Here is a 12,937-nt window from a genome sequence, read left to right on the forward strand (position 1 = left end):
GGCGGCGGCGCACTCGCGTACGAACCCCGCGGCAAGGAAAGATGAGGAGGCAAACCCAGGATCGAGCATGTGAGGAGCGGGCGTATGCAGCACGAGCGTGCGGGCAGGCCGGCCGAACCCGAAGACCTCGTCGACGTCGCCCGGTTGGTCACCGCGTACTACGCGCTGCACCCGGACCCCGCCGACCCGGGCCAGCGCGTCGCGTTCGGCACGTCCGGGCACCGCGGTTCGTCACTCGCGAGTGCGTTCAACGACGACCACATCGCGGCGACCAGCCAGGCCATCTGCGAGTACCGCGCCGGTCAGGGCATCGACGGTCCGCTCTTCCTCGGTGCCGACACGCACGCGCTGTCGGAGCCCGCGAGGGTCACCGCGCTGGAGGTGTTCGCCGCGAACGACGTGTCGGTGCTCATCGACAGCGCGGACGGCTACACACCCACGCCGGCCGTCTCGCACGCCATCCTCACCCACAACCGCGGCCGCACCACGGGCCTGGCGGACGGCGTGGTCGTCACCCCCTCGCACAACCCGCCCGCCGACGGCGGTTTCAAGTACAACCCGCCCAGCGGCGGCCCCGCGGCCTCCGCCGCGACGTCCTGGATCCAGGACCGGGCCAACGAGATCATCACCGGCGGTCTCAAGGACGTACGCCGCATCACCCTCACCCGCGCGCTCGCCGCACCAGGCACCGGACGCCACGACTTCCTCGGCGCCTATGTCGCCGACCTGCCCAGCGTGCTGGATCTCGACGCGATCCGGGCGGCCGGGGTGCACATCGGTGCCGATCCGCTCGGTGGGGCGTCCGTCGCCTACTGGGGGCGCATCGCCGAGGAGCACCGGCTCGACCTGACCGTGGTCAACCCGCACACCGACCCCACCTGGCGGTTCATGACGCTGGACTGGGACGGCAAGATCCGGATGGACTGCTCGTCACCGTACGCGATGGCCTCGCTGATCGACCGGCGCGACCGCTTCACCATCGCCACCGGCAACGACGCCGACGCCGACCGGCACGGCATCGTCACACCGGACGCGGGCCTGATGAACCCCAACCACTACCTCGCCGCCGCGATCGCCTATCTCTACTCCCACCGCGACCGGTGGCCGGCGGACGCGGCCATCGGCAAGACCCTCGTGTCGTCCGCGATGATCGACCGGGTCGCCGCGGACCTGGGCCGCCGGCTGGTCGAGGTACCCGTGGGGTTCAAGTGGTTCGTCGACGGTCTGGTCGACGGGTCGCTCGGGTTCGGCGGGGAGGAGTCGGCCGGCGCGTCGTTCCTGCGCCGGGACGGCTCGGTGTGGACCACCGACAAGGACGGCATCATCCTCGCCCTGCTCGCCTCCGAGATCACCGCGGTCACCGACCGGACACCCTCGCAGCACTACGCCGACATGACCGCCAGGTTCGGTGAACCCGCCTACGCCCGGATCGACGCCCCGGCCTCGCGCGAGGAGAAGGCCCTGCTCGGCAAGCTCTCGCCCGCCCAGGTCACCGCTGACACTCTCGCCGGAGAGGCGGTCACCGCCGTGCTCACCGAGGCTCCCGGCAACGGCGCTCCGATCGGCGGCATCAAGGTGACGACCGCCAACGCGTGGTTCGCGGCCCGGCCTTCGGGCACCGAGGACGTCTACAAGATCTACGCGGAGTCCTTCCTCGGACCGGATCACCTGGGGCAGGTACAGGAGGAGGCCAAGACGGTGGTGCTGGCGGCGCTGGGCGGCTGACCCGGCGGCACGTCACGACCGGGGCCCGGCCGGGTCCGGGGTAGTGGAGGGGGCTCGCGCTTCGCTCAGCCGGTGCGCGCGCCCGCGTCGCGGTGCGCGCGCACCACGGCGGCGAAGTTGGCCGCCAGGAGCCGGGCGGCCCCGGCGGAGACCGCCTCCACGGATTCCGCCCGGGCGCGCAGCAGATCCAGGTCGAGCCCCGAGTCCGCGAGGGCCGCCTCGTCCCAGTCCGCGAGCCGGTCCGCACCGACCTCCGGATGGAACTGCACGCCCCAGGCCCGCTGCCCGACCCGGAACGCCTGGACCGGGCACCGCTCGTTCTGGGCCAGGTGGACGGCGCCCGGCGGCAGGGCCGTCACCTGGTCGCGATGGTTCTGGATGGCCGGGAACCGGGTCGGCATCCCGGCCAGGAGCCGATCGTGCCCGGCCTCGGGGCGCAGCGCGATCGTGCACGACCCGCGTTCGGGCCGGCCGTGATCGCCGGTCACCTCACCGCCCGTCGCCACGGCCAGGATCTGTGCGCCGAGGCAGATGCCGAGCAGCGGTACACCGTCGTCGGCGCACCGGCGGGCGAGTGCCCGCTCGGCGGGCAGCCAGGGGGCGTGCGCGTCCGCGTCGGGCAGGAAGCCGCCGCCCAGCAGGACCACCGCGTCGTAGCCGCCGGGGGTGGCCGGCACCGCCGGTCCGGACACCTCGCGGGCCGTCACACCGTCCGCGCGCAGCCACTCCCGCAGCCGGCCCGGGCCGCTGCGCCTCGCGTTGCGCACCAGCAACACCTTCGGGGCGGTCGCCCGGTTCCGGTCGGGACCCTTCACTTCGGGACGCTTCGCTTCGGTCACGAGGCCAAGACCATCAAGCGAGCCGGGCGGGACGCAAGGGCCCGGCACCGCACGCACCGTGCCGCCGGCGGGCGGGCCGCCGCACCGTTGCGACGGCCGCGACAGCCGGTTGTCATGCCCGCCCGTCCAGGACGTCCAGCTGCTGTTCGGTCCAGATGACCTTTCCCTCGGAGGTGTAGCGGGTGCCCCAGCGATCGGCGAACTGAGCCACCAGGAAGAGTCCGCGGCCGCCTTCGTCCAGGGTGGTGGCGCGACGCAGATGCGGGGAGACGCTGCTGCCGTCGGAGACCTCGCAGATGAGGCTGCGGTCGCGGATCACCCGCACTCCGATCGGGCCGGTCGCGTGCCGGATGGCGTTGGTCACCAGCTCGCTGAGGATCAGCTCCAGGGTGAACGCCTCCTCTTCCAGACCCCAGTCCTGCAGGAGCTGGGCGGCGTTCGCGCGAACGCCCGCCACGGCCGCGGGATCGGTGGGGACCTCCCAGGACACGGTGTGCTTGTTGTCGAGCAGCCGGGTCCCGGCGACGATCAGCGCCACGTCGTCGCGGGCCGCCTCGGGCAGCATGGCGTCCATGGCCGCCCGGCACGTCTGGTCCGGTGTCAGACCGGGTTGCCCGACGGCGCGGCACAGCAGCTCGATGCCTTCGTCGATGTCACGCCGGCGGTCCTCGATCAGGCCGTCGGTGTAGAGCACGATGCGGCTGTCCTCGGGCAGCACCGTCTCGATCTTCTCGTACGGCATGCCGCCCAGCCCCAGTGGCGGACCGGCGGGTACTCCGGGCAGCTCCGCGTGGCCGTCCGGGTGCACGATGATGGGCTCCAGGTGGCCGGCCCGGGCCATGGTGCACCGGCCGGTGACCGGGTCGTAGACGGCGTACAGGCAGGTGGCGCCGGTGAGGGTCGGTGATTCGCTGCCGCTGTCGCGGTCCTGGTCGATACGGGTGACGAGCTCGTCCAGATGCCACAGGAGTTCGTCGGGCGGGAGGTCGAGCGTGGAGAAGTTGTGCACCGCCGTGCGCAGTTGCCCCATGGTGGCGGCGGCGTGCAGTCCGTGCCCGACCACGTCGCCCACCACGATGGCGACACGGGCACCGGGCAGCGGTATGACGTCGAACCAGTCACCGCCGACCCCGCCGAGCCCGGCCGTGGCCGGCAGATAGCGGTGGGCGACGTCGACCGCGCTGTGCTCGGGCAGCGCGTGCGGCAGCAGGCTGCGCTGCAGGGTGACGGCCAGGGTGTGCTCCCGGGCGAAGCGGCGGGCGTTGTCGATGCTCACCGCCGCGCGGGCGACCAGTTCCTCCGCCAGCGAGAGGTCCTCCTGGCTGAACGGTGTCGGTTCCTTCGAACGCCAGAACGTCGCCACGCCGAGGACGCCCCCACGGGCCCGCAGCGGGGCGACGATCATGGAATGGATCCCGTACGCCACCAGTTTGCGGGCCCGGTCGGGATCCTGGATCTGCCAGCCGGTGAAGGCCGGCATGTCGGCCTCCAGCACCATCCGGCCGGAACCGAAACCGGAGCCCTGCGGGGTGCCGGGATCGAAATGGATCAGCTCGCCGGGCGGGCTCAGCGGCACGCCCTCGCGGATGCCGTGCAGCGCGACGCGGCGCAGGTCGGCCGCGTTGACCCGGTTCGGTTCCTCGCCGTACAGCACGGTGTCGGCGAGGTCGACGGAGACGTAGTCGGCGAACCGGGGCACGGAGAACTCGGCCAGTTCCTGGGCCGTCTGCGTCACGTCGAGAGTGGTGCCGATCCGCAGCCCGGCCTCGTACAGCAGCTTGAGCCGGTCCTGTACCAGTTCCACGCGGCCCATCAGCGTGCTGAGTTCGGTGGTGTCGCGCAGCGTCGCCACCCAGCCTCCCGGGCCGCCGGGCCGGTGATCCATCGGGCGCTGGCTGACGGCCAGCAGCCGGTCGCCGACCTCCAGCACCTCGTCCGTGGTCGTCCTGCCGGACAGCAGCAGCCGCTCGGCCTCGGGCGCCAGCCCCAGTCGGCCGATGGGCAGGCACTCCCCGTCCGCCCCGAGCCCGAGCAGACGACGGGCCTCGTCGTTGGCCAGCAGCAGACGGCCTCGCGGGTCGACGATGAGCACGCCTTCGCGCACCGAGTGCAGAACGGCGTCGTGGTGCTCGTACATGCGCGTCATCTGCACCGGCCCGAGACCGTGCGTCTGGCGGCGCAGACGCCTGCTGATCAACGCCGTGCCGACGGTGGCCGCCGAGAGCACCACCCCGGTCACCGCAAGGACGAAGGGCAGATGACGCCCGGCCGCCAGACTGACATGATCGACACTGATCCCCGCGGACACCAGACCGACGATCTTCCCGTCACGGATGACGGGAACCACGGTCCGGACCGAGGGACCCAGTGTCCCCGTGGTCGTCTCGGTGACGGTTCCGCCCCGCTGCGCCCCGGCGATATCGCCGATGTAGTGGCGGCCGATCTGTCCCGGCGTCGGGTGGGTGTAGCGGATGCCCTGGGGGCTCATCACCACGATGAAGTCCACGGCGGAGCGTTTGCGGGTCTCCTCCGCCTGCTGCTGGAGGGCCGCGGTGGAATGCCCACCGGACAGTGCCTGACGGACGGAGGGAGAGGCGGCGACGGCTGTGGCGACGGCCAGTGAGCGGTTGCGGGCCTCGCGCTCGGCGTCGTTCCTGGACTGGAACAGCAGCGCGACGACCGCCGCCGCCACCAGAATCACGATGACGACGGCCTGCAGGAGGAAGACCTGGCCGGCGACGCTGCGGAGCCCGCTCCATGACCGCACACGTCCGATCAATCCGTGCATATCCCCCATATAACATGCGTCCTAGATGTATCCGACACCCTTTGCGAAAACCTTCCTCTCCGGTGACGCACTGTGTGACCGGATGTGCGCGTGAGGTGTGTGAGGGTGAGGGCGGGTGACTGCGGCGGAAGCGGGTCCGCGGCGATCGCCGGTCCGCCACCGGTCGGTCACAGCGCGCGAAGGCCGCTGAGCACACGTTCGAGCAGGGTCACGTCCGGTGCGCCGTCGCCGGACTGCCCGGAAGCGGCCTGGTGGACGGCGACCAGCCCGGCCTCGGCCAGGTCCGAGACGAGGATGCGGGCGACACCGAGCGGGACGGGCACCAGCGCCGATATCTCGGCGACGGAACGGACCTCCCGGCACAACTGGCAGATCTTGCGATGCTCGGGGAGCAGGTCGCGCAGCTGCCACGGGTCCGCCGTGCTGTGCACCAGGGTCTCGATGGCCAGTTCGTAGCGTGTCCGGGTCCGGCCGTGGGTCATGGCGTAGGGCCGGACCAGCGGAGTGCGGCCGTGGCCCGAGGGCCTGCCCTCGCCGGACGGTGTGCGGTGGGACGACTGGCCGGCTGCCCCGTCGTCGTGGGGTGGCCACGGCATCAGCTCGGCCTCACCGCGGTCGTGCGGAAGGACGTCACAGGGGGCTCACTTTCTGTTGCTGAGCGGAAAGAAGGCGGGCGAGGGAGCGGCGCGACCCGCCGCTCCCTCGGCTTCGGTCCCGAAAAGGGGCCGCAGCGATTTCACGCACGGTTCAGCCGTGCGGCGATCCCGTGGCCGATCAACAAATAAATCACGGCCGGTAGACCGTAATTGAGGATGATACGCAGGCCTTCTGTGTCCATTGTGAAAATATCCTGTGACCACCATGCCGGCCAGCCCGCGGTTTCCCGCACGAACTCCACGAAGACATTGGCCTGGTTGGCTTCGAGCAGATGGAGCAGGACCCACAGCAGCAGGAAGCCGGCCGCGACGTCGGCGACGGTGCAGACGGCCAGGGCGACCCGTCGCGAGGTGCCCCGCCCCTGGTCAGGCGGGGGTGGGGTGCTCTGTTGCTGGTCGTAGGTGTGGTATCCGGACACCGGGTCGGTGCTGTGCACGAGAAGTCCAATCCGCCATGTCGCCACAGGAAAACGCCCCGGCCCTCACGTCCCCCGCATTCTCGGCGGCGTGGTTCCTCGGGCGTACGGGCGTTTGCCCGCTCCTTGTATCTCTGCGCCATGCCGGTGTCACCGCGTTACTCGCAGGCCGCGATGCACCAATTATCGCCACCTATTCCGGCACTTCCCTAAATGCTTGCGCCCGTTGCCAATTTTGCGGACGACCCGGAAGCGCCCGGACGACCGCAGCCAGGGCACCGGCGACCCGTCCGGGCACCCACCGGCGCCGCTTGCCGCCTGGTCCATTCGGCTGCGCAGCGGTGGCGACCGCCCTGGTTGATCCGCAGGCTGGACTGCGAGCCACCGCCACGCACGAGGCAGCGGCGGGCTCCGGGAGGAACGTGTGACCGCTACTTCGCCCGCCGAGGACGCTGCGCCGGCCCGGTACGACGACCTGCGCGCGATGGTGATCAACTGCACCCTCAAGCGGTCGCCCGAGCGCAGCCACACCCAGGGGCTCATCGACCGCAGCAGCGCGATCATGAAGGCGCAGGGAGTCCGCGTCGACGTCCTGCGGGCCGTCGACCACGACATCGCCACCGGCGTATGGCCCGACATGACGGAGCACGGCTGGCAGTCCGACGCCTGGCCGGAGATCCACCGGCAGGTGATGGCGGCCGACATGCTCGTACTGGCCGGCCCCATCTGGCTGGGTGACAACAGCTCTGTGATGAAACGTGTCGTCGAACGCCTCTACGCCTGCTCCAGCCTGCTCAACGAGGCCGGTCAGTACGCGTACTACGGGCGGGTCGGCGGCTGCCTGATCACCGGCAACGAGGACGGCGTCAAGCACTGCGCCATGAACGTCCTCTACAGCCTCCAGCACCTGGGCTACACGATCCCTCCCCAGGCGGACGCGGGGTGGATCGGCGAAGCGGGCCCGGGCCCCTCCTACCTCGACCCCGGGTCGGGGGGCCCCGCCAACGAGTTCACCAACCGCAACACCACCTTCATGACCTGGAACATGCTGCACCTCGCCCGGGCGCTGAAGGACCTCGGCGGCATCCCCGCCTACGGCAACCAGCGCACCGCCTGGGACGCCGGCTGCCGCCGCGACTACGAGAACCCCGAGCACCGCTAGGGCCTGTCGTCACCGGGCCTCGTCGCCCCGGGCGCGCAACCTTCCCGCCCCCGAGGAGTCTTTCTGGCGGGGGGACTCATGACAGCGGGACATCAGATCGCCTTCTTCCTGCGGGAACTGACCGCTCCCGACCCGGGGCGGCGCGCCGCGGCCGCCAAGGGACTGGGCAGGATCGGCGGGGCCGAGCACACGACGGCGCTCGCGGCCGTCGCCGGTGACGCCGAGCCCGAGGTGAGGGCCGCCGCGGCGATCGGGCTGGGCCGGCTCGGCGTGCGGGAAGCGGCCGAGCAGGTGCTGCCGGCGCTGATGGCGGACGTGGACGCGCGGCCCCGCCGCAGAGCAGCGCTCGCCGCCATCAAGCTCGGGCTGGACGGCACAGCTGTCGTGACCGCCTTCGCGCGTCTGCTGCGCGACCCGGATCATCACGTGCGGATCAACGCCCTGGACGGGCTGGCGGCGCTGGGTGCGACCGGCGACGTGCCGGCGCTGGTGGCACTGTTCGGCGATCCGGACTGGGCCGTGTGGGGCCGGGCCCGGACACTGGCGTGGCGGCACCGGGACGACCCCGCGGTGAGGGCCGAGGTGGTCCGGACGGCTCGGCAGGGCATCGGCGCCGCCCGCGCACGGGCCCTGGACACGCTCCCGGACCGCTGCACCGAATCCCTCGCCGAGTCGCTGGTGGAGGGGCTGCGGGATCCCTCCGGCGAGGTGCGGATCCAGGTGACCCGGCGGTTGTCCGGCGTGACCCGGCCCGGGACGGGGGAGGCGCTGACGGCCGCCCTGGAGGCCGAGCGGGACCCGCGGGCCGCGGCGGCGCTGCTGCACGCTCTCGAACGGCAGGACGACGCGCGGGTGGCCGCCGCGGCCGTCCGCTGGCTGCGTGATCCCGTGGCGGGCGCGTCGGCCGCGGGCGTCGTGGGGGCCGTGGGCAGCCGGAGCGCCGTCGAGCGTCTGCGCGCGGTCCTCGGCGACGGCACGATGCCCGGCCGTACCCGGGCCGCCGCTGCCGTCGCCGTGGGGGAGTGGGGGCGATGGGACGCGGTGTGGCTGCTGCTGCCCCTGCTGGACGATCCCGACGCCGACGTGCGCACGGGTGCCACGGACGGGCTCGGCGCGCTGGTGGACGGCGGGCTGCGACCGTGGGAACGGGGTGCCGTGGCGCGGGCTCTGACGGGCCGTCTGGCCTCCGGCGCGGACCGGGTCTGGCGGACGCGCAACGCGTTGATCGGCCTCCGCGATGCGCTGCCCGCCGTACGCCGCCTGGCGGACGGCTCACCCCTGACCGAGGTGAGGGCCGCCGCGCTGTCGCTGCTCGAACCGGCACGGAGGCCGGACGGGAACGCCCGTCACGACGTGGGGCGCTTCGTGCGGGCCCTCGACGATCCGGAGGAGCCGGTTCGCTATCACGCGGCCCTGGGGCTCGGGGAGTGGATCGAGGCCGGCGGGGAGCCGCCGCGGGACCGTGAACGGGTGCGCGGCAGGCTGTGGGCCCTCGCCTCGGAGACCTCCCCCCGGCTGAGGCACGCCGCCGAGACCGCTCTGCGGGCCCTGGACGCTGTGCCGGGCGAGTGACCCCGGCCGGCGCTCCGAGCCTTCGCCACGGGCCGGAACGCCCCGGCCGCACCGCGCACCGCTCGGGACGTACGGGACGGCCACGACGGTGCACCGCCGCGGATTCCGCCGTGGAGCGCACCGCCGTACCGCATGGTGACATGGACTGTGTTCCCCACGAACGGAGGCACGGATGGACGTCGGGATCGGCCTTCCCAACACGGTCCCCGGAACCGAACCGCAGGCGCTCCTCGACTGGGCCCGGCGGGCCGAGGAAACGAACTTCAGCACCCTCGGGACCATCGGCCGGATCGTCTACCCGGGCTATGAGGAACTGATCGCCCTGACGGCCGCCGCGACGGTGACCCACCGGATCCGGCTGACGACCGGCGTCCTTCTCGCCCCGCTTTACACGAACACCGCGCTGCTGGCGAAGCAGGCGGCCTCACTCGACCGGCTCTCCGGCGGCCGCCTCGTTCTCGGCGTGGGCCTGGGCGGACGCGACGACGACTACGCCGCCAGCAAACTGTCCACCGAGGGCAGAGGGCGCCGGCTCGAGGAGCAGCTCGCCGAGATGAAGCGCATCTGGGCCGGCGAGGAACGCGGCTTCGCCGGCGCCATCGGACCGCGACCGGTGCGCGCCGACGGCCCCGAACTCATCCTGGGCGGTTCCACCGCGCTCACCTTCCGGCGGGTGGCCGAACTCGGCGACGGCTGGATCATGGGCGGCGGCACGCCGGACATGTTCGCCCGGGCCGCGAGCGGTGTCGACGCCGCGTGGGAGCAGGCCGGCCGCCGGGGCAGGCCGCGCAAACTGTCCCTGGCCTACTTCGCCCTCGGCTCCGATCCGCGGGCGCAGGCGGACGCCTATCTGCTGCACTACTACGCGAGTCTGGGCCGCGACGTCGCCGGCCAGATCGCGGCGGGCGCCGCGGTGAGCGCCGACATGGTCAAGTCCTACGTCGCCGCGTTCGAAGCGGGTGGCTGCGACGAGCTGATCTTCGTTCCCACCGCCTCGACGCCCGACCAGGTCGAGCTGCTGGCCGAGGCGCTCGCCTGACCGGTGCGCGTGCCGCCGGCGGTCATGGCGCGGCTACGGGGCGGACGGGAGGCGGTAGACGGAGACGTGAGAGCGTGACTCGGCCGTGAACTCGGCGCCGGACCAGTCCGCATGCCGGCTCTCCAGCTCGAATCCGCCGAGCCGGCCCATGAGGTCGAGTTCGCCCGGCCAGATGTAGCGGTGCGGGCTGCGGCCCAGCCGGGCCCGACGGGTGTCGTCGAAGTGGAAGTGGTGCGACACGACGTGCTGGCGCAGCACGTCGTACGTGTCCAGCCCGATGTAACCGGGCTCGGCCTGCCAGACGGTGGCGGTCCGGCCCGGTGGAAGCCGGCGCAGCTCCGGTACCCAGAGTTCGATCACGAACCGGCCGCCGGGAACGAGGTGGCGGGCCGCGTTGCGGAAGCAGTCCACCTGCTCCTCCTGGGTGAGCAGGTTGGAGATCGTGTTGTAGACGAGGTAGACGAGCTGGAACGTCCCGGGCACCACGGTGGTCGCCATGTCCCCCATGACCACGGGGATCGTCGCCTCGTCCGCCTTGGTCCGCAGCCGGCTCACCATCGGACGCGACAGCTCGATGCCGCTGACGGGCACCCCGCGCTCCGCCAGCGGAACGGCCACCCGGCCCGTCCCGACGGCGAACTCCAGCGCCGCTCCGCCCTCCGCCAGCTCGGCGAGGCGGTCCACGGTCGGTCCCAGGGTCTCGGGCGCGAACATGCCCTCACCGGGTGTGTCGTAACGCCGGGCCGCGTCGGCGTCCCAGATCTCGTCCTGCCGCATCCCGTCAACGTCCATCACCGGCCGCGACGATGTCCACCGATTTTCCGGGCGCGAGCCTCCCGTCCGGCGCCGGGGCGAGGCCCTCGCACTGCCCGCCGTCCCCCGCACGCGCGCATGTCTCGTCGTCCGTCCCGGGCCCGGCATATGCTCGATTTCGGCAGTTGTCCGCCCAAGGCGGTCCTGCCCGCTCGGCCGCGGCCGGCTCGTGTCCACGACCTGCCGATCCATCGATCCACCCTGAGCCCCCGGGAGTGCCATGGCCTCCATACGTGCCGTCGGCACAATTCTCGCCTTCGGGCTTCTGACCCTCGTGACCGGGTGTGCCGGCGCGGGCACGCCCAGTGCCTCCACGGCCGTACCCCACCCGGCCCCGCCCCGAGCCTCCTCACCGGCCGCCGCACCCCCCGCGCCCGCGGCGCCGGGGACGCCCGGGCCGCCGGGCTCGGCGGCCGGCTCCGCGTCGTCCGCGTCCAGCGCGGTGCCCGGTGTCGATCCCCGCTCCGTGTCGGCCTCGCTCAGCATCCCCGCCATCGGCGTCAAGGACCTCGAGGTCGTTCCGTACGAGGGCACCACCGACGACTGGCCCGGGACGCGGATACAGGACCGCGGTGTGGCCGCCAGCCCCTACGGCGACGAGGGCGGTATCGGACCCGGCGAAACGGGCAACTACCTGGTCACCGCCCACCGTCTGAGTGCCGGTGGCCCCCTGCGGGACCTGCCGGAACTCGACAAGGGCGACACCGTGCGCGTCGAACTGGGCGACGCCGTCTACACGTACGAGATCACGGCGAGCAGATGGACGTCGTTCCGCTCGGCACGCTCGCTGGAGGAGCAGCGGGCCGCCGTGCCCGGCAAGCCGGGTGTGACACCCACCCAGGCCATGATCACCATATCGACGTGCGCCACCCCCGAGGACAACGCGGCGGGCAACTTCTGGCGCGACGACCGGAAGAACCCCGAGCACCGCATAGACAGGGTCGGCGTTCTCGTGTCGACCGGGTCCGCGGGCGCCGGCGGCGCGCCGGGCTGATCCGGCCGGCCCCCGCTCCGGGTCACGCACGGGCGCCCGTCACGCGCGGGCGCCCGCTCCTCAGCCGGGCCCGTCCTGTGTGATTCCCAGCGGACGCAGCAGGACGTTGGCGGCTCGGACGAGCGCCGCCACCGGTGGCTCGGTCCAGCGGGTCAGCTCGTCCGTCAGGGCGGGGTCGACCTCGATGGTCACCCGCACATAGCGGGTGTGCAGCGTGGTGCTCTTGGCGGAACGGGGAGCGGCGACGTCGTGGGAGCGCTGAAGTGCCGCCCGGTAGGTGTCTTTTCGCTGGTTCACGCCTTGTCCTGACGTTTGATGAGCTCGTCCGCGAGTTCGATGTACGCGGACCCTTTCACCGCGACCGGGTTGCCGAACGACTGGGAGTACAGATCGAGCCGGGGAATGTGCGTCGACAGCACGTCGAAGCCCTGCTCGGTCAGAGCGTCCCGGGCGTCGGCATCCGGACCGGTGCGCGTGGCGGCGGGACGGTTCGTGCGGTTCAGCAGCACCGTGGCGCGGGCCGGCTCGGCGCGCAGGGACTGCACGTCGCCCATCTCGCCGCCGATGGGGGCCATACGGTCGAGTTCGATGGGCGACGGGGTCACCGGCACGATCCATTCGGCGGCGTACCGCATGATGCTCCGGGCGATATGGGCGTGGTCCTCGAGTTGGGGCGCGTCGAACACGACCGCCTGCCGGTTGCCGAGGAAGTCGTTCACGCGCCGGTGCACATCGCCCACCGGCAGGGCGACCACCGGGAAGGGGAAACCGCCCGCCATCTCGCTCCACCGCAGCGCGGAGGAGGCCGGGTCGCTGTCCACCAGCAGCGGTGAGATGCCGGACTCGTGGAGGGCGTGGGCCAGCCAGACCGCGCTGGTCGTCTTTCCCACTCCGGGTTTGAGGTTCACGAAGGCATAGCTCAGCAGCACGAGC

The 12,937-nt window shown here is 72.2% G+C and carries 11 protein-coding genes and 1 pseudogene; 5 read left to right on the top strand and 7 right to left on the bottom strand.

Annotation, left to right across the window (positions count from 1 at the left end):
- The first annotated feature begins 84 nt into the window (after positions 1 to 84).
- Positions 85 to 1,725: a phosphoglucomutase (alpha-D-glucose-1,6-bisphosphate-dependent) gene (pgm, locus tag DN051_RS35140; RefSeq protein WP_112440665.1), complete on the top strand. Its 1,641-nt coding sequence runs from the start codon at positions 85 to 87 to the stop codon at positions 1,723 to 1,725.
- Between the two features lie 65 nt (positions 1,726 to 1,790).
- Here the strand turns inward: pgm and DN051_RS35145 are convergent, their stop codons facing one another.
- The 4 genes and pseudogenes from DN051_RS35145 to DN051_RS35160 all read right to left on the bottom strand — a co-directional run bounded on the left by DN051_RS35145 (position 1,791) and on the right by DN051_RS35160 (position 6,445).
- Positions 1,791 to 2,564: a type 1 glutamine amidotransferase gene (locus tag DN051_RS35145; protein ID WP_246040695.1), complete on the bottom strand. Its 774-nt coding sequence runs from the start codon at positions 2,562 to 2,564 to the stop codon at positions 1,791 to 1,793.
- Positions 2,565 to 2,676: 112 nt separating this feature from the next.
- Positions 2,677 to 5,352 (bottom strand): SpoIIE family protein phosphatase, encoded by a 2,676-nt coding sequence (locus DN051_RS35150; RefSeq protein ID WP_112440667.1) that lies wholly within the window; start codon positions 5,350 to 5,352, stop codon positions 2,677 to 2,679.
- 167 nt (positions 5,353 to 5,519) lie between these two features.
- Positions 5,520 to 5,912: pseudogene (locus DN051_RS35155) on the bottom strand (DUF742 domain-containing protein); the annotation flags it as partial.
- A gap of 176 nt (positions 5,913 to 6,088) precedes the next feature.
- On the bottom strand, positions 6,089 to 6,445 hold the full coding sequence (locus DN051_RS35160) for a hypothetical protein (RefSeq protein WP_246040696.1): 357 nt from the start codon (positions 6,443 to 6,445) through the stop codon (positions 6,089 to 6,091).
- A gap of 463 nt (positions 6,446 to 6,908) precedes the next feature.
- Between DN051_RS35160 and DN051_RS35165 the strand changes: the two genes are divergently transcribed.
- From DN051_RS35165 to DN051_RS35175, 3 genes are all read left to right on the top strand, one after another.
- The gene (locus tag DN051_RS35165; RefSeq protein ID WP_112442635.1) at positions 6,909 to 7,586 is read left to right on the top strand and encodes a flavodoxin family protein; all 678 of its coding nucleotides are present in this window, start codon (positions 6,909 to 6,911) and stop codon (positions 7,584 to 7,586) included.
- A 78-nt stretch (positions 7,587 to 7,664) separates the two neighbouring features.
- Positions 7,665 to 9,158, top strand: coding sequence for a HEAT repeat domain-containing protein (locus tag DN051_RS35170; protein ID WP_112440669.1), 1,494 nt, complete (start codon positions 7,665 to 7,667; stop codon positions 9,156 to 9,158).
- Between the two features lie 172 nt (positions 9,159 to 9,330).
- Positions 9,331 to 10,197, top strand: coding sequence for an LLM class flavin-dependent oxidoreductase (locus DN051_RS35175; protein ID WP_053757911.1), 867 nt, complete (start codon positions 9,331 to 9,333; stop codon positions 10,195 to 10,197).
- Between the two features lie 33 nt (positions 10,198 to 10,230).
- Here the strand turns inward: DN051_RS35175 and DN051_RS35180 are convergent, their stop codons facing one another.
- Positions 10,231 to 10,974, bottom strand: coding sequence for a class I SAM-dependent DNA methyltransferase (locus DN051_RS35180; RefSeq protein ID WP_053757912.1), 744 nt, complete (start codon positions 10,972 to 10,974; stop codon positions 10,231 to 10,233).
- A 256-nt stretch (positions 10,975 to 11,230) separates the two neighbouring features.
- Here DN051_RS35180 and DN051_RS35185 point away from each other — a divergent pair, with 256 nt between their 5' ends.
- A complete protein-coding gene (locus tag DN051_RS35185) occupies positions 11,231 to 12,004 on the top strand; it encodes a class E sortase (protein WP_112440671.1) in 774 nt (257 codons plus the stop codon).
- A 60-nt stretch (positions 12,005 to 12,064) separates the two neighbouring features.
- Here the strand turns inward: DN051_RS35185 and DN051_RS35190 are convergent, their stop codons facing one another.
- Both DN051_RS35190 and DN051_RS35195 read right to left on the bottom strand, forming a co-directional pair.
- The gene (locus DN051_RS35190) at positions 12,065 to 12,301 is read right to left on the bottom strand and encodes a hypothetical protein (protein WP_053757914.1); all 237 of its coding nucleotides are present in this window, start codon (positions 12,299 to 12,301) and stop codon (positions 12,065 to 12,067) included.
- Positions 12,298 to 12,933, bottom strand: coding sequence for a ParA family protein (locus DN051_RS35195; protein WP_234388724.1), 636 nt, complete (start codon positions 12,931 to 12,933; stop codon positions 12,298 to 12,300). Before DN051_RS35195 ends, DN051_RS35190 begins: the two co-directional genes overlap by 4 nt.
- Between the last annotated feature and the right edge of the window lie 4 nt (positions 12,934 to 12,937).

This window comes from Streptomyces cadmiisoli (assembly GCF_003261055.1).
In the GTDB taxonomy this organism is placed as follows: Bacteria; Actinomycetota; Actinomycetes; order Streptomycetales; family Streptomycetaceae; genus Streptomyces; species Streptomyces cadmiisoli.

Bases quoted from the DNA above. Each gene is read 5' to 3' on its own strand.
- pgm (WP_112440665.1), top strand. From the start codon at position 85: ATGCAGCACGAGCGTGCGGGCAGGCCGGCCGAACCCGAAGACCTCGTC.
- DN051_RS35150 (WP_112440667.1), bottom strand. From the start codon at position 5,352: ATGCACGGATTGATCGGACGTGTGCGGTCATGGAGCGGGCTCCGCAGC.
- DN051_RS35165 (WP_112442635.1), top strand. From the start codon at position 6,909: ATGGTGATCAACTGCACCCTCAAGCGGTCGCCCGAGCGCAGCCACACC.
- DN051_RS35170 (WP_112440669.1), top strand. From the start codon at position 7,665: ATGACAGCGGGACATCAGATCGCCTTCTTCCTGCGGGAACTGACCGCT.
- DN051_RS35175 (WP_053757911.1), top strand. From the start codon at position 9,331: ATGGACGTCGGGATCGGCCTTCCCAACACGGTCCCCGGAACCGAACCG.
- DN051_RS35180 (WP_053757912.1), bottom strand. From the start codon at position 10,974: ATGCGGCAGGACGAGATCTGGGACGCCGACGCGGCCCGGCGTTACGAC.
- DN051_RS35185 (WP_112440671.1), top strand. From the start codon at position 11,231: ATGGCCTCCATACGTGCCGTCGGCACAATTCTCGCCTTCGGGCTTCTG.